The organism is Candidatus Berkelbacteria bacterium, from assembly GCA_016187225.1.
In the GTDB taxonomy this organism is placed as follows: domain Bacteria; phylum Patescibacteriota; class UBA1384; order JACPKC01; family JACPKC01; genus JACPKC01.
On the sequence record JACPKC010000007.1, the window covers coordinates 1 to 23500 of the forward strand.

20 protein-coding genes and 2 tRNA genes are annotated in these 23500 nt (G+C 48.5%); 2 read left to right on the forward strand and 20 right to left on the reverse strand.

Annotated elements, in window-relative coordinates; genetic code table 11:
- The 8 genes from HYW32_02135 to HYW32_02170 form a co-directional block, all read right to left on the reverse strand.
- Window positions 1-602 (reverse strand): leucine-rich repeat domain-containing protein (locus HYW32_02135; GenBank protein MBI2589800.1); only part of this gene is annotated, 602 nt, incomplete at its 3' end.
- 3 nt (window positions 603-605) lie between these two features.
- Window positions 606-2624, reverse strand: a complete 2019-nt coding sequence (locus tag HYW32_02140) for a VWA domain-containing protein (GenBank protein MBI2589801.1) — start codon at window positions 2622-2624, stop codon at window positions 606-608.
- A complete protein-coding gene (locus HYW32_02145; GenBank protein ID MBI2589802.1) occupies window positions 2596-4563 on the reverse strand; it encodes a hypothetical protein in 1968 nt (655 codons plus the stop codon). Before HYW32_02145 ends, HYW32_02140 begins: the two co-directional genes overlap by 29 nt.
- An 88-nt stretch (window positions 4564-4651) precedes the next feature.
- Window positions 4652-5776, reverse strand: coding sequence for a glycosyltransferase family 4 protein (locus HYW32_02150; protein ID MBI2589803.1), 1125 nt, complete (start codon window positions 5774-5776; stop codon window positions 4652-4654).
- Window positions 5773-7347, reverse strand: a complete 1575-nt coding sequence (locus HYW32_02155) for a hypothetical protein (GenBank protein ID MBI2589804.1) — start codon at window positions 7345-7347, stop codon at window positions 5773-5775. Before HYW32_02155 ends, HYW32_02150 begins: the two co-directional genes overlap by 4 nt.
- Window positions 7348-8445, reverse strand: coding sequence for a glycosyltransferase family 2 protein (locus HYW32_02160; GenBank protein MBI2589805.1), 1098 nt, complete (start codon window positions 8443-8445; stop codon window positions 7348-7350).
- Complete coding sequence (locus tag HYW32_02165; GenBank protein MBI2589806.1) at window positions 8438-9169, reverse strand: glycosyltransferase family 2 protein; 732 nt, start codon at window positions 9167-9169, stop codon at window positions 8438-8440. The genes HYW32_02160 and HYW32_02165 overlap by 8 nt, the downstream gene beginning before the upstream one ends.
- A complete protein-coding gene (locus HYW32_02170; protein MBI2589807.1) occupies window positions 9166-10638 on the reverse strand; it encodes a glycosyltransferase family 39 protein in 1473 nt (490 codons plus the stop codon). The genes HYW32_02165 and HYW32_02170 overlap by 4 nt, the downstream gene beginning before the upstream one ends.
- Window positions 10639-10718: 80 nt before the next feature.
- Between HYW32_02170 and HYW32_02175 the strand changes: the two genes are divergently transcribed.
- Window positions 10719-11774 (forward strand): hypothetical protein, encoded by a 1056-nt coding sequence (locus HYW32_02175; protein MBI2589808.1) that lies wholly within the window; start codon window positions 10719-10721, stop codon window positions 11772-11774.
- Window positions 11775-11838: 64 nt separating this feature from the next.
- Window positions 11839-12219: a hypothetical protein gene (locus tag HYW32_02180; GenBank protein MBI2589809.1), complete on the forward strand. Its 381-nt coding sequence runs from the start codon at window positions 11839-11841 to the stop codon at window positions 12217-12219.
- On the opposite strand, the gene HYW32_02185 is transcribed toward HYW32_02180, so the two are convergent.
- The 12 genes from HYW32_02185 to HYW32_02240 form a co-directional block, all read right to left on the reverse strand.
- Window positions 12173-13405, reverse strand: coding sequence for an O-antigen ligase family protein (locus HYW32_02185; GenBank protein ID MBI2589810.1), 1233 nt, complete (start codon window positions 13403-13405; stop codon window positions 12173-12175). The genes HYW32_02180 and HYW32_02185 overlap by 47 nt on opposite strands.
- On the reverse strand, window positions 13392-14789 hold the full coding sequence (locus HYW32_02190; protein ID MBI2589811.1) for an O-antigen ligase family protein: 1398 nt from the start codon (window positions 14787-14789) through the stop codon (window positions 13392-13394). Before HYW32_02190 ends, HYW32_02185 begins: the two co-directional genes overlap by 14 nt.
- The gene (locus tag HYW32_02195; protein MBI2589812.1) at window positions 14786-15904 is read right to left on the reverse strand and encodes a glycosyltransferase family 4 protein; all 1119 of its coding nucleotides are present in this window, start codon (window positions 15902-15904) and stop codon (window positions 14786-14788) included. Before HYW32_02195 ends, HYW32_02190 begins: the two co-directional genes overlap by 4 nt.
- The gene (locus HYW32_02200) at window positions 15901-17196 is read right to left on the reverse strand and encodes a UDP-N-acetylmuramoyl-L-alanyl-D-glutamate--2,6-diaminopimelate ligase (protein ID MBI2589813.1); all 1296 of its coding nucleotides are present in this window, start codon (window positions 17194-17196) and stop codon (window positions 15901-15903) included. The genes HYW32_02195 and HYW32_02200 overlap by 4 nt, the downstream gene beginning before the upstream one ends.
- A 20-nt stretch (window positions 17197-17216) precedes the next feature.
- Window positions 17217-18314, reverse strand: coding sequence for a glycosyltransferase family 4 protein (locus HYW32_02205; GenBank protein ID MBI2589814.1), 1098 nt, complete (start codon window positions 18312-18314; stop codon window positions 17217-17219).
- Window position 18315: 1 nt separating this feature from the next.
- On the reverse strand, window positions 18316-19776 hold the full coding sequence (locus tag HYW32_02210) for a flippase (GenBank protein MBI2589815.1): 1461 nt from the start codon (window positions 19774-19776) through the stop codon (window positions 18316-18318).
- Between the two features lie 390 nt (window positions 19777-20166).
- Window positions 20167-20376, reverse strand: a complete 210-nt coding sequence (locus HYW32_02215) for a hypothetical protein (protein MBI2589816.1) — start codon at window positions 20374-20376, stop codon at window positions 20167-20169.
- A gap of 375 nt (window positions 20377-20751) precedes the next feature.
- A tRNA-Arg gene (locus HYW32_02220) sits at window positions 20752-20827 on the reverse strand.
- A 101-nt stretch (window positions 20828-20928) separates the two neighbouring features.
- Window positions 20929-21004 (reverse strand) — tRNA-Arg (locus tag HYW32_02225).
- Window positions 21005-21716: 712 nt separating this feature from the next.
- Window positions 21717-22700, reverse strand: a complete 984-nt coding sequence (locus tag HYW32_02230) for a hypothetical protein (GenBank protein MBI2589817.1) — start codon at window positions 22698-22700, stop codon at window positions 21717-21719.
- 6 nt (window positions 22701-22706) lie between these two features.
- Window positions 22707-23237, reverse strand: coding sequence for a hypothetical protein (locus HYW32_02235; GenBank protein MBI2589818.1), 531 nt, complete (start codon window positions 23235-23237; stop codon window positions 22707-22709).
- Between the two features lie 59 nt (window positions 23238-23296).
- Window positions 23297-23494, reverse strand: a complete 198-nt coding sequence (locus tag HYW32_02240) for a helix-turn-helix transcriptional regulator (protein MBI2589819.1) — start codon at window positions 23492-23494, stop codon at window positions 23297-23299.
- Window positions 23495-23500: the final 6 nt, after the last annotated feature.

A 23500-nucleotide genomic window follows, 5' to 3' on the forward strand; every position in this document is an offset into this window, starting at 1 on the left:
GTGTTGCCAAGGTCGAGCGTTTGCAGATTAGTCAACTGAGCGAGGTCTGGGAGGTCCTTGATCTGGGTATTGCTGAGGTAGAGCCATTGCAGATTAGTCAACTGAGCGAGGTCTGGGAGGTCCTTGATCTGGGTGTTGCCAAGGTCGAGCTCTTGCAGATTAGTCAACTGAGCGAGGTCTGGGAGGTCCTTGATCTGGGTGTTGCCAAGGTCGAGCGTTTGCAGATTAGTCAACTGAGCGAGGCCTGGGAGGTCCTTGATCTGGGTGTCGCGGAGGGAGAGCTCTTGCAGGCGGCCGTTGGCGATAATCGCTCGCTCTGATGCCACCAATTTGTCTACGTTCTCGCCTATATTCGTGGCGATTGCTTCAAGTGTCACAGACTCTGTTCTAAAGAGTTTGCCATGTGGAGTCTCGACGAAGCTCTGGGCGAAGATTTCACGGTACTCTTGCTCGGCCGCAACAAGATTCTGGCGGAGTGTCGCATCTAAGCGTTTACCTTCTTTCTCAAAGTCGTTGATCCCAGCCTCAAAGGCAGTCAGAGCGGCGCGCCACTGGGCGAGGGCAGTGTGAAGCTTGGCGCAGAGAGAGGTTGAGTTAGGCATAACCTAAACATGTTGAATGTGCTGAAGGAGAATTTTAAAAAGAGTCTCCTTCAATGCTTTTAGCTGGTAGAGTTGATGGCCGTCTTCACCCCAAAGATTGCCGAACGTACCATGGCTCTGCATTTTATCATGCAGGTTTTGCGCTGTTACTTTATCTTCCGACACAGTATCAAGCTGAAGTCCGCCTTCTAGGATCTGGATTGCTTTTACTGTCACTCCAGACTCTTTAAGCGCTTCGATAATTTCCCTACTCCTTTCAAGCGTTTCCGTCTCACCATCTGTGATTTCGATCACAAGCATGGTGGCATCACGCTCAGCGATGCGCTCCTTAAGTGTTGGCGTTAAAAGCTGTCGGCTTTTCTCAAGAGAATTCGCATCTTCCGTGCCTCCCATGTTATTATCAACTTCAACTACCATCCGGGCAATGTCAGCCAAGCGGTCATTCGAGCTAGATACTGCTGGTAACGCCAATTTTGCATCGCTTCCAAAACGCCAAATCTCGCACTGCACCATGGCAGGGACGCCTTCGATCTGGCGCTCGAGGCGGAAGTTTTCAAGCGATGTTGCAAGTAGGTATGCGATACGCTGAACAGCAACCTGTTTCGGCTTGTCCATACTTCCAGATTGGTCAAGATGAAGATGTACGATAAGGTCCTTCGGCCTGTCGCTTCGCTTCAGCAATTCTTCGTACTGCTCCATGATTTCTGCTCGACTGGGATTTGTAAAGATGGTTGGTAACTGGCGAATCGCGTCATCCACGCTCACTGTGACACCATATTTATGCCTACGAGAGCGATCGCCGGTCACTATTATATCGCTCTTCTGGATCAGACGATGCCATAACTGCGTTAACTCGGGAAGGAATGATGCAACTTCTACCCGGATGTCGTTCAATTGCTTCACCTGTTCTGGACTGAACCCCGCACTAGCGAGCGCATCCTGAAACTGACTACGCGCCGCATCAGAAGCGCGTTCCTCGGCCGAACGATTACGATTACGTTGCTCCTCAACCGCAAATTTAGACGCCTCCTCTTTCTCATTCGGCGCAAGCTCTCCCTCTCCAATACCACCGTCGCCTGGTTTGGGTTGGTATTTTTGGAGCGCACCCGATTTCTCATCATCCTCCAACAACTCCATAAACCTGGGCATGAGCGTTCTCTCCATTACAAACCAACGCTCGCGTTCGGTGCCTTGCCAACCTTGACTCTTGCGACCCAGTAACGGGTACTCAAAATATTGCTCTATGAGTTGCGCGAGCGTGAGTGTTTGACCAACGCATTCAAACGGTTTATCAAGTAGCTCCCGTACCTTTTCAGCAACCTGGACAGGTTCATCTGGCAACATCACCTCGCGAAGTAGTGCGTTCATAAACTGGTATGTGAGCGGCTTCCCCCGGTAGTCCGTTTCTTTAAAAAGCTTGTCACGGTACAGACTCTCAACCGCTTCGCGCCGATTGCCGTCCTTGCCATACGAAGGCACCTGACGAGCTACCCGACTATTGACGTTAATGTCTGAGATGCAGTTGTTAAATCGCAAAAATACAGTGTGGACACCTTTGTCCACCTCTTCAACGCCATTCGGTTGACGACGTGTTGCGCGCCGCCTCGCGTCGTCAAATTGATTTAGATACCCTTGTGGATCCTCGCCTAGCTGTTGCAGGTGCATGCCTTCGTGCAGGAGTGCGAATTCAATCTGATTGCGCGTGTAGTTGTGCTCAATATACCACGTTGGATCAACGGTGATCTTGCCACTGATTGCATCAAAAGAAAATCCCTCGCCAAAAACAAATTTAAATGAAGTGTCTTTGGCGGCAGTTTCAAGCTGTGACCGAAATTCCCACAACTCGAGCCAGATTCGACGCTCGGCATTTTTCTCAACCTCATTAGAACCTGTCACGTTCGCATCGATTTCTGACATAGAGCGTGTCGCAAGAAGCGGGGTGTGCTCTGGTACGATCGGTTGCTCCGGCACGCCACTAAGTTCAGACCTGTCTTCAGGCATGAACGCCCGCTTGTGGCTCACTGATCGGGCAACAAGTTAGAAGATCCTCCTCGGCCTCACTATATTTATTCTGCTCACCTGAGAGCAACAGCTTGAGCTCCATAAGTTCAGCTATTTTTGCTTGGCCCTCAGTTTGTTGTCGACCAGCTTCATTCTGCGTGCTGGGCCACTTAGTTCGCGCGGGAAAATCGCCGTACAGTACCTCGATAACGGTTGGCGCCGTAAAAAATTCAAGTGGTGGCGCGGAATTTTTAGGAACGTTGACGCGTAAGTACGGCACCTGCCCGCCGCCCCCGTAATTAACTTTTTCTGGCCATCCGGAGCCGTGTTTGAAGAAGTCGAAGTGTGTGGACAAGAGTTGGTACAAATAGGCACGCTCTAAACTATTAGTCACTTGATCGACGATGTATTTATAAACGTACCCGTCGATCTCCTCACGGTAACCATCAGCTTTCCAGCTATTCAGTATCCGTTCAAACGTTCGAATCGAGATCGCCGTTTGCTTGATTGCGGTTTTGAGGGGTTGACCAGATTGTTGAAATAAGTATCTGGCATCTGTGATAGCACCCTCGCTTAGTCGTTGGATGAGAGCGCCAGCCTGCGCCAACCGCCAGAGCTTGTCAGGTGTATCGCGCGGCACCAATGTCGACTCCCGCCTATCGAGCAAATGCATCCACAGTAATATATAGAGCTCGCTATCACCACCCCTACCCTGCTCTCGAGTACCCTCGACTTCCTGTGAGAGCAGTCCCCATTCCTTGGACACCACTCGGTTGCGAAGCGCTTCATCGAGCTCGAATCGATCGCGGTACCGATTCACTTCACCGAGATTGATATTCCCAGTCAACACGATGCCAAAACCTTCGGCCACCATAATCGGCGGATGCCCGTCCTGCTGGACGTCCACGAATTCGCCTGGACGCAGACCCATGATGGCGTTTAGACTCGCCATAAGTGGCGCCGGGATGTAGTTTGCCTCGTCGATGATGAGAATCCGGCCAGTACGTATCGCCTCGTAAACCGGTCCAAGCTCAAACTCGCTCTGAAGTGTACCTGTGCGCGCAATGAGCGCCTGCTCAATCTGCCGGGCAACTTCACCTAACTCGGCGCCGTCTGCTAATGGGTGATCTTTTTTGTATCCATTCATGAGTCGATTAATCTCATCGTTAATCTTATCAGGAGCAATAGTTTCTGACGCTGAGAGTTTTGTATGCCCCCAAAGCTCCTCCGGCATGATTCTAGAGTGACCGCGGAGCACGATCGCCTCGCGCCCAAATCTTGTCCTTGCCAAGTGCTTCGCGCCTTCGGTTTTACCGGTACCGGTTGGACCGTGTAGAAACACGACTTCGCCCGCTCGGAGACTGCGTTCTATCCCATCCAATTGCTCCTGTATCCATGGCGTCTCGACAATTCGCCCTGCATGAAGTTGGCTAACATACTGGCTAAGCTCAAGACGATGGACGAAGTAGAAACTTTCAGGGCTTCGTGACGTGAGATCGATGAGCGCTTGGCGAGTGTTCTCAAGCGCGGTCAAATATTTCTGTCGTTCCATGGTAGCCTGCGCTGGCGTGATCAGATTATTCCGCAGATCGTCTGCAATAAAATTAAGAAAAGCGCGGTATTGCGTGATTTCACGCTGAAGTTTGCGATACTCTCTCACTGCTTCGGAGTAACTCTTTAGACGAAACGCGCCGAGCTCACGGTAACGCCCCTTTTCGACCTCATCGGTAAACTCAATCTCTTCAGGCTTCACATACTCCTTGCGCATAGCCTCTCTCTCAAACCGAAGGTCTGCATAATATCTGAGTTCACGCCGGTCAATAGGCGGCGTGCCCTTGGGCTCTTGTTTTTGGCCATGTAGCGCACGCTTTTGATGTGCATTCCGCGTTTCCTGCCAATGCATTGCATCTAATTCTTCCCCTGAGCGCTCCCCCTGCGAATCGTCTGCATGTGGCATCATTGTCCTCCTTGCTAAATTTATTGTGTCGCAAACTTTAAGTCTTCGACCAACCCGTCCAAACAAACTAACGACTCTTTTTGTCTACCGCCTATACTCTATCGTCTTGAACTAATTTATACAACTCATACGTTTCTTGCGCCATTTTGGCCCAACTAAATTTTTGCGCCTGTTTGCGGCCGCGAGCGGAGAGGTCAGCCGCGAGTTTTTTATCGGTCAAGATCCGATGGATGGTCTCGGCCAGCGCAACTGAATCCTTGGGTGGCACCATGAGAGCCGCCTCACCCGCGACTTCGGGGAGAGAAGAGACGTTGCTACAAACGACCGGCGCGCCGGACTGCAATGCCTCTAAAACCGGCAACCCGAAGCCTTCATAGTGACTGGGAAAGACAAAGGCGCCAGCGGCGGCGTAGTAAAACGGCAACTCGTCATCGGCGATAAATCCCGGCGTGACAATTTCGGCCCGGGCCGGCGAGCGTTCAATTGCCGCCGCCAATTCGGGGAAGAGCCGGTTGGGTTGACCGGCAATCACCAGTTGATGAGGCAAATGATATCTTGATTTCAAAATTTCAAAAGCGCGCAGCAGCTCGGGCAAACCCTTGTGCGGCCGCCACTGATTAACAAACAACAGGTAGGGTTTGGTGAGTTTGACGCGCTCGCGAAAGGCCGCCAACTCCTGATTGGCATAAGACCGAAAACGACGATCGGCGCCTTCATAAATAACCTGAATCCGCTCCGGATCAACCGGAAAGTTTTTAACCAGATCGATTTTGGTCGCCCGCGAAATTGCCACGACTCGATCGGAAAGAGCGGCGTGACGCATCACCGCCTGGAGCGCCCAGCGGCGGAACAGATTATGCTGCGTCCGACCGGCCGGAAACTGCTGCATTGTTAAATCGTGAACGGTGGTGACTCGCCGGCCGCGATAACCGAGCGGCTGGTTAAAGTTTAAAAAATGCACCAAATCAGGCTGAAGGTTGGCTATTACTCGAGGCAATGCAAACTGTTCAGCATAAGTGTAGTGACCAATATCAACTTGATGAACCGTCAGGCGGGGATCTTTTAAGAAGAATTCTGACTGACTCATCGGTCGAATCAAAACATGAAACTCATCGTCGGTCTTAAGCTTGAGGAGCTCGGATAAAAGCTCCCGGCTGTAGCGACCGATTCCGCCCGTTTCCTTGCGCCAAAAACGCGCATCAAGAATTAGCCTCATACTTGTTCTTTATCAGTGATGAGAAAAATAGTTAGCGGGAAGCCTTCTTTATCGAGCCCCGACAAATGCACCAAAGAAACTTTAAACCAGTCCGTAAGCGCCGTCAGGTCGATCTCCGCATATGTCCGATCGAGATACCAAACCCGCTCGTATGACTCTTTTAATTCTTTAATGCGACTGCCTGGCGCGACAGCGCGCAATTTTTCAAGATTGCCTACTCGGTACGATCCATACATATCTTCGATCGTCATACCAGCGCCTGACGCCGAGGCGCCAAGATAATATTGAACTGCCCACCGCTCACCGCCAGCAAAAGCGCCGCGCAAAAGCACGATATCGCGCGAGCCGACTTGTGCATTTAGCAATCTGGCAATCTCTCGCTGACCAGAAGAGGCGTTATGCGTAAAGTATTGTGTCTGTATGCCTGCCAGTGTGACCAGGATAATAACCACCGCAATCGGTTTGCCGGTTGGCAAGCGCCACAGCGCGACGAGGCCAGTCGCAAGGAGAATGAGCACGAACGGCGTCAAATAAGACAAATAACGCGTCGCCTGAATCGCGACCGAACCAATCCCAAGCGCCGCCAAAACACTTAATCCAATAAAAATCAAAATGCTCAAACGCCATTTGACCTGGTTTCTATCTCCCTGAAAAAATATCATATTCCCAGCCGCGAGCGCGAGAAAAATCATCATAAAACTAATCACAAATGAAGTGAACGCCAGAGGTTCGGTATAAAATAATTCTTTTAGGGACGACGGCGAAAGATCGAGAAAAGTTCGGCCAGCAACTATGCGATAGAAAACGCCGACGACGCCCTTGATTCGATCAACAACTCCAGTCGCAAGCGATTGTTCCGCGAGTCGCCCTTGAATTTGGGTCAGTGTGACTGGGATTAGCGGCGCGTACGCAAGCATGAGCGCGCCAAGAGTGATTAAGAGCGAACGCCATTTAGCCCGCAAAAAGTCGCGCTGAAAAAATGTGAGTAGACCAAGTTCCAAACCCAAAACAAGCCATCCGATATGGTGCGTCAACACCAAGCCAAGCGCGGCCAGACCGAAGTAGACCCAAGACTGGATAGATAGCTTTGCCCTTGGCGTTGCAAACGCTTTGTCGACAAGTTCAATTAACGTCGTCCACGAAAGCGCGACGAAGAAGACAAGTAGACTGTACATCCGAGCATCTTGAGAAAGATTGATCAAGAATGGATTGAATGCGATCAAAAACGTCGGCCAAAACCACTTCACGCCAAGGGCGCGGGATAAGCGTGGCATCAGCCAAGCCAAGCCGACGCCAGCTAAAACGCCGACTAAGCGGACTGTCGATTCAGCAACGCCGAACAATTTAACAGTTCCCCAGACCAAGAGATGGTAGAGTGGCGGGTGCACATCCCCGGCCGCGATTGTGAAAACATTAGCCAAATTCCCAGCCGCCGCAAGTCCAATCACGCCCTCATCACCATCAAATGGACGATCGCCAAGAGTGAAGAGGCGCAAACCAAGCGCAAGCCCAAGCGCGCCTAGAAAAATGATCTTTTCGCGACGAGTGAATTGATGAGGATGAGACTGCATTTAGCGCCTAAATGTCCAATATTTATTAGCAAAAAAATTCCAAAAGCCGACAGTGCCGGTAGCGATCGCCAGCGAAAAAATATCGGTCAAGCCAAGCCAATTCGACGCACTGGCAAAATAGAAAATCACATTATTCAGCCCCAAACCAAGCGTAGCAACTAAAAAAAACTTTGCCGCTTGTTTGAAAACAGCGCGATTCTTCGAGCGAAATGTCCAACGGCGATTCATAACGTAGCTTGATATCACTGAGCCGCAAAAGGAAAACGCTTTGCCGATTTGTTTGCCGAGTTGCCCAAGCGAACCGAGTGGCGTTTGAAGAGCGAGAAAAAAAATCACCCAATCGATGATGGTGTTGAAGAGACCTACCAAAGCGAACTTAACAAACTCGCGCCAAGCGCGACGCTGACTTGCAAGCTTTAGGATGGTTCGCGCCGAGCGGCCGAGTTCGCCCGAAATTTTACTCTCGCCAACCCGTCGATCGACAAAAGTGATTGGAATCTCAACGAGTCGAAAACCTTTTTCGTGCCCCTGTAAAAGCATCTCGACCTGAAAAGCATAACCGGTTGCAATCAGTGTCGTTAAATCGAGCGACTCCAAAAATCCCCGCGGATAAAGTTTAAAACCGGCCGTGGAATCGCGCACCGGTAAACCAAGTAGAATTTTCGTCACGATGTTGGCGCCGTATGAATTAACATATCTTTGCCAATCCCAGCCGACAATTTTACCGCCCGGAATATAGCGCGAGCCAATGACAATCGTTTTCGCTTGAAACTTCTCTATAAGTTGCGGCACGTCAGCGGGATTGTGTGAAAAATCGGCATCCAGCGTAATGATGCCGTCGGCATTAGATTCAAGCGCCCAGGCGAAACCGGCGGCATACGCCGCGCCAAGGCCGGCTTTTTGCTTGCGATGAAGAACATGAAGACGCGCTTCTTTTTGACTCAGCATAGAGGCCAGCTGACCCGTGCCATCAGGAGAATTATCATCGACGATTAAAACTTCTAGCTCTTGGACGGGAAGCGCCATGAGCGCATCGAGGAGTTTTGTTAAATTTTCTCTTTCATTGTAAGTTGGAACGATCACGAGAAATTTAGGCATAAAGTCCTTTTTGACGATTCCGACGAATGCGATTTAGCTCGCGCAAGGTTATCCAGGCATCGCGCCCGGCACGGAGCTTGGAACCGGCGGCATCATACCAAGAAACTGGCACTTCCAGAATGCGATAGCCGTGAACGCTGGCAATCGTCAGAATTTCAATATCAAATCCCCACCGATCAATTGTAGCTCGCTTAAAAATATCATGGGCCGCCTGACGCTCAAAGAGTTTGAAGCCATTTTGAGTATCGCTCAACTTGAGCCCAGTGGCCGCCCGAATTAGTAAATTGCCGATGCGACTTAAAATCCGCCTCGGCCAAGGTTGTTTGCGCTTGATTCGTGAAGCCATGAGATAGCGCGAGCCCACGATGATTTCAGCAGTCTGACGGTGGGGCCATAAGCGGCCGAGTTCCTCAATTGGCGTGGCGTTATCAGCATCAGTCAGAAGCAAAAAATCTCCCTTGACCGCAAGTATCCCTCGGCGCACCGCCGCGCCCTTGCCCTGGTTATCGGATAGGGTTAAAAGTCGGAGTGGAAGCGGATAATCAGCAATAAGTTGCGCAACAATTTGCGGCGTCTCATCTTGACTGCCGTCTTCCACCACTAAAACTTCTGTTTGCCAAGATTGCTTGCCGATATAATCAGCAATTTTTTTAAGCGTGTCCGGGAGACGGAGCGCCTCGTTATACGCTGGAATAACAATCGAAAGCTCCGGTGTGGTTTTCATCGCCGCTCCCAAACTTCGGCCAAAATTGCGCCTCGAACAGCAACAGTATAAATTGGCTGGTAACGATCCTGCTCTGGATATTCGGCGATCAATTCTTGGCGCGCCCGATTGATAACGATATAATCCCCATTCGCCGGCTCAATTCGTTTGAAATCCGTTCGGAGCAAGCGCGCCGAACGATCAGGAATCGCGGCAAAAGTCACGGTTCGATCGGCTAAACCATTCTTATTCAACCAAAGCACAGCTTCTTCTACGCCCTCATTCCACCAACCAATTTGAAAGAGTTTTTGGGCCGCCATCTGACCTGCGCCGCCCGTAAATTCGTTGTAATAATCAAGCTGATACGGCTGATACCACCCCGCTTGAAGCGCCAGATAACTGACAAAAATAGCAGGGAGAAGCCAAGCCAGCCGCTGATTTTTAAGCCCATCCATAAGTCTGCCGACTACGCTCGCGACCGCGATTGAGACGGCCGGAAAGAGTTGTAGGAGATAGCGAATCCCGCCCTGACGCAGGGCATAAAACGAAAAAAGAAAAACCGCCACAATCCAGACAAACAAGATCCAATCCGAGCGGCGACCGCGCAGTAGCGTTCGAGCGAAAAAATAAAGACTCAAAATAACAACCAAGGCGGGTAAGGTAACAAGATAATAAATCAGATAGTAACTTGCTCCAGGCAGTTGGCGAACGCCCAAAAAAATCGTCTCAACTGCCGACCAATGCCCAAAGGTGATATTCAAATGAGCGCGAAAATCTTCCCAAAGCCACGGCCAGCTTGCCCAGACGATGAGCGGCGGGAATAAGATCAAAGGCGCCAACCACCCAAGCTCTGGGAGCCGCCGACCACGCTTCCAGTCTGACCTAAGCACGATGATCGCCAGCATGGCTAGAAGCGGATAAAGTAAGAGATTGGAAAGGCGCGTGCCCAGCGCCAAACCAAGCGCAAGCGTAGCCGCCGCGTACCAACGGCTATTTTGTTGTGGACGGAAAAGCGCTTCCAAAAAGCAATACACGGTCAACGTGAAGAAAAGAGTGGTGGGCGTATCAAGCCCAAGCACACGATTCAACGCGATAAAAAGCGGCGAACAAGCCAAAATAATACCCGCTAAAACACCAACTTTTGGACTGTAAAGACGCCAACCGATCAAGATCGTTAACAAAATCGTCGCGCTTCCCATTAAGGCCGAAAGTAAGCGCCCAGGCTTAAAATCAACCTCATTTGCTTGAAAAGACCGCAAAGACACGAGTCCATAGAGCCATTTGGCGACTGGCGGATGTTCACGGTTGGCGTTCCACGCATCGGCCTCCCAAATCCCGTTGACGACGTTCGCGGAGTAATGCTTGGCCGCGTCGTAATAGGCGATCTCGTCCCAAGTTTCACCAGCCGCATTCAGGCCCCACAAACGCAAAGCGAGCGCCAAGAGAGGCACAAGAATAAGCGCTAATCGCCACGGCTGGGTTCTTTTCATAGAACTCATTGTAAGCCTTGAAGGCTGAATACTGTATACTGGTTTCAGACATTCACCATAAAAAATTTAGGAGGAACTTTATGCGCTGGTTTGCAATTATTCTTTTACTGATCGGGCTGGGTTTTGCCGCCTTTACCTGGACAAAAAATAGCTCAAACGCAAGTCTTTCAAAAAACATGAGTCCGGTTTGGGGAGTACTCGTTCGCCCCTTTGCGCTCGATGTCGTGGGTAAGCCGACAACATGGGAAGTTGGCATCCCCGCTCAACTTAACTATACCCAAGAACTCGGAGCAAAACTAATTCGAGCAAATATTGAATCGAATGATCCCGCGATGGAGCTGATGATCAATGGCGCCCGGAGCCGCGATCTTGATGTTCTGCTTGTTCTTGAAGTCGACGGCAAGAATCCGGTGCTCGATGCGAGCATCCCCACAGCTGCGCTTTACGATCAGGGCTATGCCTTTGCAACCCAGTACGCTTCTAAATATGCCGGTCGTGTTCAGTATTACCAGCTTGCCAATGAGGTTAGCGGCACTGCCGCTCATCAAGCCAGCGACACTGGCCCGACTCTGAAGAACAGTTACGACCTTACTTATGATAAAAACCGCTACGAGCGGGTGCGCGAATACACGCGCGGTCTGGCTGATGGCGTCAAGGCCGCCGATCCGGGCGCCAAACGCATGGTCACTGGCCACTGGGTTCTGGTCGACATTATGAAGTATCTTATTGACGACAAAGTCGACTTTGAGATTATCGGCTGGGATTGGTATTCGGATATGGGCATCGATCCGGCTAAAAAGTTGATCGACAACTTCCCCGCGCTCGATCTTCCAGGCTTGGCCAACAAATGGGGCAAGGAATTTTGGTTGGCAGAAGTTAATCGCGAATCTGGCTCATTCGACAATCAAGATCAGGCTCAAGCTAGTTATCTTGCCGCGGTTGCCAAGGTTGTTCAAGCAGACAAACGCATCAAAGGCATGACGATTCACATGCTACCCGACATGGCCGCCGAACAGAGTAAAACCACTGGCGCCCTTGGTCTGGTAACAGTCAAAGAAAATTCCGACGGAACTTGGAAATTCGACGAAAGAAAACCCGCCTTCGCCACCCTCCGATCGATCTTTTTGAGGCAATAATAGGAGAGTTGTTAATCCACAAGCGTTCTCAAAGCGTAGCCCTTTTAAGTGTATACTGTGACTGATGATACAGGCTGAAACAACTTCTGAAGATACTCGACTCCGACGCTTGCTTTTTGTGCTGGAACTGTGGCTGGTGCCAATGTTGCTCTTTTTGGGCGCGGCCATCCTGGGTTTTGTGCTAGCTGGCGGCAAGCTTCACGCCCTGGACGTAAAATTTTCCTTCTACGCCACAGCTGGAGCGATCGGCTGTTCAATGTTTGCGCTTTTCTGCTGGCTGATTCGTTTGCGAATCGCTTCGTGGCGATTGCATGTGATCGCGCTCTTTTTAGCGCTTCTCGCTATTCCAACTCTTTTCCCCTTAAACCTCTTTTTCATTCCGCCACTTGCGCTCGCGTTCAGCTTTTTCCGCCCTGTTTTGCTCCTGGGCGAGCATCAAATCTGATCATCAAAGAGCTGGCAATAATTAGCCAAAAAACGATCAAATTATCGTTTTTCCAGATCGGCATATCAACGAGACCGATCGCCAAAAAGACGCTCCAGCTTCCAAGCAAACCAGCCGCTACAAGCCTGGTATCTGTGTGCCGAACGGCTCTAAATAAATTTCTAAGCGCCAAGACCAATGCCAGCAACAACGCCGCCAAGCCGAGTAAGCCGGTTTCGAGCCAAATCCCAACAAATAAATTATGCGGTGTGCGAGCATGCGGAGCGATATATTCAAGATAGTTCACGCGCGCGCGGGTTAAGGCCGTAAAGTCAGCTTGAAAATCGCCCAGACCTAAACCTAAAATCGGCGCTTGCCTAACGAGTTCGCCGGTCGCGCTCCAGAGTTGCCAGCGAACGTTATTGCTGGATGTAACCCGGCCGCCTTCATCAGTCGAACGCGAGAATTCCGGACGCACCAGCCACCAACTTAAAATCAAACTCAAAGTTATTACTCCTACGAACGTGCGTTGAATAAAAAGCGATCGCCAAAACTGTTTTGAGCTCAAGACAACGCCAATCGCGAAACCGAGGAGAGCGCCAACAATTCCGGCGCGTGAGGCGCTGATGAAAAGTCCCATTAAAATAATTATGCCTATACCGATGCGAACGAGTGGTCGAATCTTTTTGAGAGTGAAGACAAGCGGGAGAGCTGGCGCCAGGGCGAAAGCAAGATAGTTTGCTGAAGCATTTGCATCGAGCGCATAAGGCCCAAGAGCGCGATCTGCTTGATTCCAGAGAATCAAAGCTAGCAAAGCAACGCAAGTACTCGAGACTACCAGAGCCATGGCTAGGCGCTCGAGATCGTTCTTGTTTCTCAAGGTCAACAAAGCAATAAGATAAACAAGGATTGGACCAAAAATAAAACCCTTAAAAAGCCCAAGGGCACGCCGCAGATCATCGCTTAAAATAAGGCCGACGAAGGCGCCTAGTAAGAATAAAATTGGCGGCGCTAACCAGGATCGGCGCGAGCGCCACAACTGTCGAATTGAATCATCGCTGATCGAGCGCAAAATCACCCAAACGAAAACGCCCCAAATTACTAATTCCAGCAACGTCGTCGGAATTCCACCGAGCGTAAAACGAATAAGATAGGCTGGCGTCAAAAACGCCACGAACGTGAGAAGTGTAAGCTTAGTTGGTTGCATGAGATTTGAGAATAAGATTTGAGATTGCGACCAGAAAACCGATAAAAACCCAAACATGGATAATATATAAAGTTGAGAAAAAGTTATACTGAACCAAGAGGCCAACGACCGCAGCGGTGGCGCCCAGAAGCACTGCCTGCAATAACGGCTCTTTCACAGCGCGGTAGGCAACTATTGCTCGCGCAAGCAGAAGGAGAATGAAAGCAAGAAAAGCGCCCAGACCAATCAACCCGGTTTCGGCTAAGATCTCAAGATATTGGTTATTAACAATATCGAAACTCTCGAGAGAGCGCGGATCCGGATAACCTTTCACGTAGAAACCAAAATTGCCGAGACCGATCCCAAGCCAGGGATGCTCTTCCCAGGCTTGCTTTGCCTGAATAAACGCGACTAGCCGACCCTGGGTTGATTCGCCGACCGCAAAATCCTGAATTTGAACATGTTCTGCGAATTGCTCGAGCGCATCTTCTCGCCCCTGACCAAGAAAAAAATAGACGCCCAATGTAGTAAGTATGAACAAGCCTAAACCAGCTAATAAGAATCGAGGCGCCAAAACAAAGCGTGGCAGAGTTAAGAAAATAACGCCTGCGGCGGCAAGGCCGCCAAGATAGGCGCCGCGCGAAACGGTCAACACAAAAACAATCAACATCAAACTGAATAGAAGCCAATGCCAGAGTGTTTGGTAGCTCTTGACTCGGAGCAAAAGCAAACTTGCAAGAAGACTAATCGGAAGAAGGAGAAAGTTGCCCAAATACAAAGGCTCAATCGAAAAAGCCTGGATGCGCGGAAAACCAAGCACTTCTTTCGTATAGCCTTGATTGAGGCCTGTTAGCGAGCTGGGCAAGCCAATTGCGTCACCCAAAAACTGGTAAAGACCAAAAGCAACGACCACGCCGGCGCTTATTAACAAGACTCTGATCACGCGCTTAAAATCTTCTTGTGAGCGGATAAATTGGCTCACCAACCAACCAAAACTCGCGGTAAAAAGAATGAAGCCAAATACGAAAAGCGAGCGCGTGGACTCGCGCGCGCCGAAGACGCTTAATCCAGTCGCGATCAGAAAGATCAAGAGCGGCCAGCTTGGAATAAACGGCTGGGCGCGTCGGCGGCGAGTGAGTAATTGAAAGCCCAATGCCAGGAGTGTCAGAGCGCCGAGAAGAAAATTAATCCGTAAGGTCAGGCCGCCAACCTCTAAACTAGGAATGCGCTCAAAGGGCAGGAAAAAAATAATTGCGAGCCAGCCTTGCGTTGGGTTTTTGAAGATTGCGCGCGCGAGCCAAAGCGCGAAGCCAAGACCGAGGAGCAAGATCAACCCTTTAAAGTTTAAGATGAGCGCCATACCGATTGTCAAGATTGCGCCGAAGAGACTTGAAAACCAGATCATTTAAGCCCCTCGTGATCGGCTTTTCTAAGCAATGACAAGACGTATTCTTCGTCACGTTCAACGTTTTTCTTGACCTCATATTCTTTAACAACGTGCCGACGTCCGCGCTGACCTGCAAGAACGCGGCGTTTCGCGTCCGCCAGAAATTGGCAAACAGCTCGCGTAATTGTCTCGGGAGCATGTTCCGGAACTAAAATTGCGCCGTGATTCTCGCCGACATATTCTGGAATAGCGCCTGAATTAGTCGTGACGACAGGAGTGGCGCAGGCTAAACTTTGCAAATTAATCATACCGACCTGCTCCTCCCAAGTCTTAGTCGTGACCGATGGCGCGACCGTCACCCACGCTTCTTGAAAGTATCGAGGCAGTTCGGCATTCTTGATCGGCCCTAAAAAGGTAGTGGCCGGACTATCTTTAATTTGAGCATTGAGCGGACTCTGGGGATCAATCGGACCGCCGATAACGAGTTTGGCTTTCGGATAGAGTTCCAAGATCTTCGGCCAGGCGCTAAGCAGATCGGGCACGCCCTTAGCTTCTGAAACGCGACCAACAAAAAAAACGAGCGGGTAAGTAGAACGGCGTTTCGGATCCGAATCAAATTCAGCCACATCAATGCCCCAAGTGCCCCAATTCAGACGAGTGATTTTGTGTTCGGGCACACCGGCGGCAATTAGGTTGGCACGCGCACCCAGATTAAGATTGATCACACCGGCGGCGGCGCGTCCGTAGACTCCGAGAATGGTCTGCATAAAAAGTCCAACTGGCCAACCAAATTTTTCTAAAACTGGCCTATTTTCGAAAACCGGGAAAAAATACGGGGTGCGAGTGCGCCGAGCGTATTGAGCGACTATCCAGGCATTCTTTAAGGCCAAACGCGAGGCATACGGCTCTGGGCCCTGGATTATATCGGGCTTCGCCTCTTCAAGTAATCGAGCAAGTTGCGCTGAATCCCGATATCGAATCGGTGTCGAGGCAAAATCTTCTTCACGCATATCGCCATACGAAGCATCGGTGTAAAAATGCAAAATTTTGAGCTTCTTAAAATACTTGAGCGGATCTTCCAAGTCGCGGCGTAAAGTTTGGCTGACGAGCGCCAAAGTTGCGAACTTTTTCATCTTGTCTCCCTGCTCGCAAGTGCCTGCTCAACGACTTTGCGATCAGAAAATGGAATATGACCGCTTTTGACTGCCATGACCTCTTCGTCGCCCTTGCCAGTAATTAAAACCACATCGTCTACTCGGGCAAGATTTAAAGCTTTACGAATCGCTTCATCGCGCCGCAGAATGGTAAAAAAGTTCCGATCGTGCTCAAAATACTTGGCGCGGCCAGCGCCTTTTTGAACACCCGAAACAACGGCTTGAATAATTGCGGCTGGATCCTCACTGCCCGGATCCTCGTCGGTCACAATTACGATATCGGCATATCTACCCGCCAAGGCGCCAAGCAATGGCCGTTTTTCTTTATATCGATCGCCTGTGGCGCCACCCACATGAATTAAGCGACCTTTTATATCCGACCGAACGGTCTCAAAAACTTTTTTCAATCCGTCAGGCGTGTGCGCATAATCAAGTATAATCTGATAACTCTGGCCGTGATTAAGAAATTCCATCCGCCCGGGCGAGGTTTGCAAGCGTTCCAAACCCTGTTTGATCGTTTCGAGATCGATATTGGCGCCGAGCGCGGCGGCGGCGGCGGCCAAAGCATTTTCAACGTTAAATCGACCGAGAAGATTCAAATTGATTGAGAGCGCTTCATTGCCAGCATGTAGAACGAAATGAGTTTTCAGCTGGCGATCACGAATATCACTTGCCCAGACATCGGTTGAGTTCTTAAGGGAATAAGTTAAGCGTCGGACGGCTGGATACTTCAGAAACTCTGCCGCCGCTGGATCATCGCCATTAACAACGCTGACCCGATGCGGCCGAGCGAAGAGACGCTCTTTGGCGCCGCGATAACTGGCTTTAGTTGGATGATAGTCTAGGTGATCGACTGTGAGATTGGTAAAAATAACGGTATCGAATGGAATTCCCCAAACTCGTTCTTGAACCAAACCATGCGAAGTGACCTCAATAATTGCCTCCGTGGCGCCGCGACCGATCATCTTTCGAAGCAAGAATTGGAGTTTGAATGAATCCAGAGTTCCCATTTTAAGATCGTTGCGCCACATCTTGATCCCATCAGAAAAACGAACGGTGCTCATGAGGCCAGTTTTTAGACGGCGTTCTGTGAGAATACTGTGTAAAAACAAAGCAGTGGTTGTTTTACCGTTCGTGCCTGTCACGCCGAAGATTCTTAACTTCCGCCCCGGAAAACCTGCGAGACTAGCCGCCAACACCGCCCGGCAAAGGTGGTAAACATTGAGCACGCTTTTTGGGATTATCGAGCGAATTAGCGATTTGAGTTGCATAGAGTGATCCTCGTCAGAACTTATCTTACACTTGCGCGGCGAGAGCGTGCATACGTTGCTTCATAAATCCGGATTGTTTCTTTGGCAGTGCGCTCCCAACTAAACCGGCGCGCCTGTTTTCGCCCCTTGCCAGCCAACTCACGCCGCAGAGACGCGTCGGCAATCAAACTGGTTAAAGCGCGCGCCCACGCCGAGAGATTGGTCGGCGAAAGTAAGATCCCGCCTTCACCCACCATCTCGGGCAAGGAAGAAGTGTTTGAACTCACAACCGGTGTACCACAACTCATTGCCTCCAACGGCGGCAAGCCAGCGCCCTCATAGAGAGAGGGAAAGGCAAAAATCGAGGCCGCGTTGTAAAGCAGTGGCTTATCGTGATCGTTAATATAGCCGGTAAAAACCACTGCGGACTGCAAACCAAGTTTTTCAACTAATTTAAAGAGGCCTTCGTAGTACCAGCCTTTCTGACCGGTAATCACAAGTTTCCAGCGATGCCCGACTCGTTTGCGCACCTCGGCAAAAACTTTCACCAAAAATTCCAAATTTTTACGCGGGTTAAGAGTGCCAACGTGGAGAATGAACTTATCGCCTGTTTGGTATTTAGCGCGAATACTGGTGAGGCTTTCTCGATCGCGGATCGGTTGAAAAACGCTATCGGCCGCCTCATAAATAACTGTGATTTTTGCCTCATCCAAGCCAAGAAGCTTAATCGCATCTCGTTTAGTATGTTCAGAAATGGCAATAATATGATCTGCGTAACGGTAGGAAAACGGCATCCATTTGCCGAAATAAAGCCGCGAGCCGAGCGGGATATCGGCGCCATAGTGAATCGCGATCAGATCATGGAGCGTGACGACGATTGGCCCCGGAAAAAGAATCGGCGCGGAAAAAGCCGGCTGATGCAAAAGATCGATTTTGAACCGACGAGCAAGTTGCGGAATTCGAACTTGATCCCACCACCAGCGTTCGAGCGAGCGATAGTCGGCGCGTGAAATTGGAATAAGCTTTTTATACTCATTGATGCGATCAATGCGCTCAAGATTATTGACCAAATTTTCAACGTAAAAACCAAAACCCGTCTTCTGCCCAACCGTGGTCTGCATGTCAATACCAATTTTCATTTCACACTTCTTTCTTCTTCAGGATCAAAGAAAGCATATTTTGCGGCAGGGCGCCAGTCAGAATGCTCAAATAACCGTAAGTAATGATCGAGGCGCTTAAATTCAGAGCGAGTGGCGCCTCGCGAAGCCACCATGTGACAACCCCCATCCCCAAGGTAGAAAGGACGATCTTGCCGAGTGAGCAGAACGCCGGCCGGAGCTTGGCGGCGCGCCAAACGATCCAACCTAACAATAACGCCACCGCTAATTCGGTCGCAACGGTAGTGAGCGAAGCGCCGATATAAGACAAAATCGGAATCATCCCAAAATTTAGCCCGACATTCAAAATCACAAAAATCAGATTCGGCAAGATCAGGCTTCGCTGGCGCCCCATCGCAATCAGCAGATAGTTAAAAAACTGGGAGAAAAACGAGATGCCAACGGCAATGATGAGAATTTGCAATGCCGTGGCACCAGTGGCTGGCAGGGAGAGCCAGGTAATGGTGCTCGTGGTAACGTATTCAGCGCCGGCAACAAATTCAAGAATCGGTTGAGCTAAAATCACAGTGCCGAGAATAAGCGGGAAAGCAATTAAAGCGAGGACGTCAAAAGCCTGCTGATAAAGGCGTGGCAAACGTTCATCCTGCGAAGCAAGATATTGAGTCAAAGTTGGAAAAACATTGCCGAGAAACATCGCTGGAATCGTTAGAAGAACCTCTAAAATTTTATAGGGCGCGCCGTAGATGCCAACATCAACACTTGACTGCATTAAAGACAGCATGACTGTATCGATTTTGAAATATACAACATGAAGAATCAGCACAATCCCCATTGGCCAGGCTTCGCGGATAATCTGCGACCAAAAAGCAAGATCGAATTTCGGCTGAACGCGAACAAAATTTCGCCCTAAAACGAGGCTGGCTAAAAAATTTAGACCGTTGCCGAAAACGTACATCCAGAGAATGTCGATTAAGTCACCTTGATTGGCGATCACCCACAAAACGCCGAGCAGAATCACAACGCGACCGAGCAAATCTGTTAAAACGGCTTGATCCATGCGCAGATGGCGTTGGAAAACCCCAACAAAGGTCGAGTTGAGCGCGAGCCAGAGCCAGGCGAAAGCGATAACGCCAATGCCGAGTTTGATCGTTTCAGTGTATTGCGGAATCAAGAGAGCGATCAGGAAACCAATCAAAAAAACAAGGATGCCGAAGATGGTTCTTAAAGTAAGAACATTCGAGATAATTTTGGCCTCATTAGCTTTTTCTTTGCTAATCTCCCGCAACATAATCCAGAAGAAGCCAAAATCTGCCAAGACGCCAAAAAACGAGACATAGGCAAAAATCGTTGTGTAGTCGCCATAAGCGCTAACACCCAGATAGCGAGTTAATGAGGCGACAACAACAAGAGCGGTAACTGTCGAAACCACTCGGCCGATAAATTGGATCAGGGTATTAGCCGCTACTCGTTGAGCAAGAGACATCTTGTAGTTAGTATACAGCGTTTCTGGCGTTCCCGGCGGGATTCGCCCTGTCGGATGACAGGGCGCCATATCGATAGTTCAAGCACATTTCGCCGCCTTCGGCGGCGCAGAACCTCCCAAAATCCCAAACCGAAATGGCGAACTTTGTCAATTTCAAGTTTTTCTTTGGCGGCAAATTCTTAAAAAAAGAGATCCCATATACAAAGACGGGATTTCAGAAAGGCAAATTTCACTATGATACAACTAATCTTCTTTCCTAACCTTATTTTCCAGGTCCCGCATTTCTTTTTCAATTTCACGCATTCGGTCGGCGTTTTCAGATCTCTCCTCCGAACTTTGGTTAGGTGCCCAAGCACAACCGAGCCATTCGTTGCGCAACTGAATCCATTGCTATTTATCTCCTTCATTAGCGACGGTTACATCATACCAATGGCGGTTTGATTCGAAGTCTTGAGGATCACGACCACTAAATTCTTCAGAAGAGAGAACTTCATCAACAGAAGTTTCAAGACCATGTTCCGCGACATGAAATGTGACCGGCTTACCCTCCCCCTCTTTACGCTCTTGTGACGGCGTACCACCTTCAAATTTTCCTGGCATAATTTCTCCTTTAATTAATATTTATGAATAAACTTCGACCTTGAACTCATTTCGTAATTCTCCCGAGACACAGGATAATACAGCCGAAAATGTTCAGGGCTACGAAGCTGGAGATGGTTCGTTCGTAGCGTCGAGCGAGTTTCCTCATGTCGTTCCAAGGAATACCACTCGTAGAGAATTATCCGACAACGGAAGGATTCATGCAATGAGTTCCTTGTATGATTATAATTGATTTAATTCAGAAATGCAGACAGCAATTATGAAAAAATTTTCTTTCCCCACAGAAATCGCCAATTGATTTTTGAGCCTAAAATTCCTTACAATTTGGCCGCTGCTTGCGGCGGCTGTGCACAAAATGGCTTGCAATTTCTTCACTGGTGTTCCCGGCGGGAGTCGAACCCACAGTCTTCGGCTTCGGAGGCCGACGCTTTATCCATTAAGCTACGGGAACAAAAGCCGCTTCGCGCCAATAATCAATTCCCCAATATCAATGACCAATGAGATTGGAATTTGTGATTTGGTTTTTGAATGTTCCCTGCTATCGATAAGACTTGGCGCGCCCGACAGGACTTGAACCTGTGACCTCCAGCTCCGCAAGCTGGCGCTCTATCCACTGAGCTACGGGCGCAAATTTATCTTAATAATTGATCGGCAAGTTTTCGTAGTGCCAGTTTACTTTACTAGAATTGACCATAAAGCCCTTGCCCGCGGCCGGATTGATCGCGAATTAACAATTACTTTTGTATCAGGCGTCGATCATAATGATTTAGCACCCAGCGCGCCTCTTGGTCGCGGCCAAGATCCGCTACTCATTCAATAGTGTATTGGGCATGCTTTTGAGGGTCGACGGTTTTTGGATCGGTATCCCAAAACAACGTCGGCCGAAATTTCATACTTTCATTTTAACCTGATTAAGATCAATTTTCAACTTTAGCCACAATGTGTTCAAAAGAAATTGAATTTCGTTTTAATCATCGCCATGACAATTTATTGGCAACTTTATTATCAAAGATTTCTCTTTGGAGTCTTTTGAGATCTATCATAAGTTTTGAACAAGTTGGTTGAGTAAATAATTTCGCTGAATGTAAAACTTGGCGGTGAGATTTTACACTTTGCGCGAACCTTTTTTGAACGAAACGGCAACTGATTCGCTCCGCCGCCGCTCGCTGACGCTCGCCAGCCAGCAAAAAAGTTTTCTCTGCTTTTCTTTTGCGCGCGCCGGATTTTTTCTTCCTAACAGAGCAGGCGGCGGGGCTCAAACGCTCGGGCGCGGCGGAATTCCCCCACCCCCCCTTCCGCCGCGCCCTCGCTGAGGCGGCGAAAAATTTTTGCGATAAATCTTAGGTAGAAAGATATTTCTTTTTAAGCGAAATGGACATATAGCCAACGCCAATCATGGCAAGTCCCGCTATAACAAGAGCGAGAGGCCAACCTAATCCGCTTGAGAAATATTCAGAAGTGATTTTGAGAATATAGGCCATAAGAAAGAGTGTACCAAATGTAAGAAAGGCCTTACTCTTAATTTGAACGCTAAGAAATAACGCACCAAAAACGAGGCCGGGATAAATTAACTCCCAAAATACATTTTGGTTCGGCTTCCAACTTCCGAGCGTAAAAGCCGCCCCCAAAAAGCCGAGAATACCAAAGCCATAGAGAAAACCGGAAAGTGAAACACGCTCGTTTTTTGAAAAGGCATACCCTAACAACATATAAGTAATACCAGCGACTAATACACGGTATTCGTAGAATTTCCAATTGTCAAAATACGCACCGCCGCCAATCATAAAACTTGTGAAGCTGAAGAAAAGCCATGTTCCAAATAAAATACTAAACAAGGTAAAAATGTTTTTTCGGAACACAAGAAGCGACAATAAATAAGTTCCCAACATTATTCCTGAAATTAAACTTTGCGTTCCATAACTGCTGGCGTCAAAACCAGCGTTATCAAACACAACCCAAAGACCCATCGGCGTTACGAGGGCAGAAATAAGATAGAAGGCAGAGCCAACAGTTTCAGTACCTTTATTTTTGCTAAATAGTAATCCGACAAAATAGGCCGCTATGCCAGAGCCGAGCGTAGCCAAAACTTTTGTTCCAAATCCAAGTGTATGCCAATTTTGCCAAAGTAAAATTGAAATACCTAAAAAAACAATCGCGCTACCAATGTAGTATAAAATTTCAGCGACACCGAGCTTTTTTGTCAAAACAACATCTGTTTTGATTCCGCTACCTGAATCGTAAGCCAAGTCTAATTCTTCTTTCGAAATTACTTTTTGCTCGGCGAGCGACTTTATGTATTGTAAAACTTCTTCTTTGGTTGTCATATATTTTTATTTTATCCAGCCAATAAAACGGAAATTATTATAATACGAGCTTCCGTTTAGCTGGAGATTTAATTTTTTACTTACATTATGACCTGATAAATATCGGGCATTGTAATCTGTTCCTCCCCAGAAAAACGGAAAGAAGCCACTATCCCGACTTCCATAAACCACCTCAAAATCATCGGACGATTTTACACTCGAATCAAGATTCAAGTTTTGAGCCTCTGTGAAAGAAATTTCTTTAGCCTCATTTTTGGCAACATCATAAATATACAATTTTGATTCCACTCGTGGCGGGTTGTAATTTTGATTTTCTGGTTGCTTAATCTCATTTTTTACCAACTTATCATTTTGAACAGAATACTGATGACCGCTGTTGTAGTAATAGTAGGAATCATCACCACTTACATATAAAAAATTAAAATGTGGTTTTATAAAAAGTCCGGGCAGATAAATGCTACCAGCCACGAACAAAATCATCAATATTGGAATAGAGATACCTAAAATTAAAGTTATATTTTTTTTGATTATTTCCATATGTTTATATTTTACATTATTATTTATAAAATTAAAATGCCGACAATGATAGTATATCCCTATTTTAATAAATCCTCCATAGGAACACCTAATGACTTGGCGATTTTTTGAATTGTTTGAACACTTGGTTTTGTAACAACGCCACCCTCAATTTTCGTAAGGGTAGAATATTTGATGTCCGCTTTCTTCGCCAAGTCGTCTTGCGTCAATCCTTGTTTTGTTCGTATTCGTTTTATGTTTTGTGATATTGTTGCCATAATATC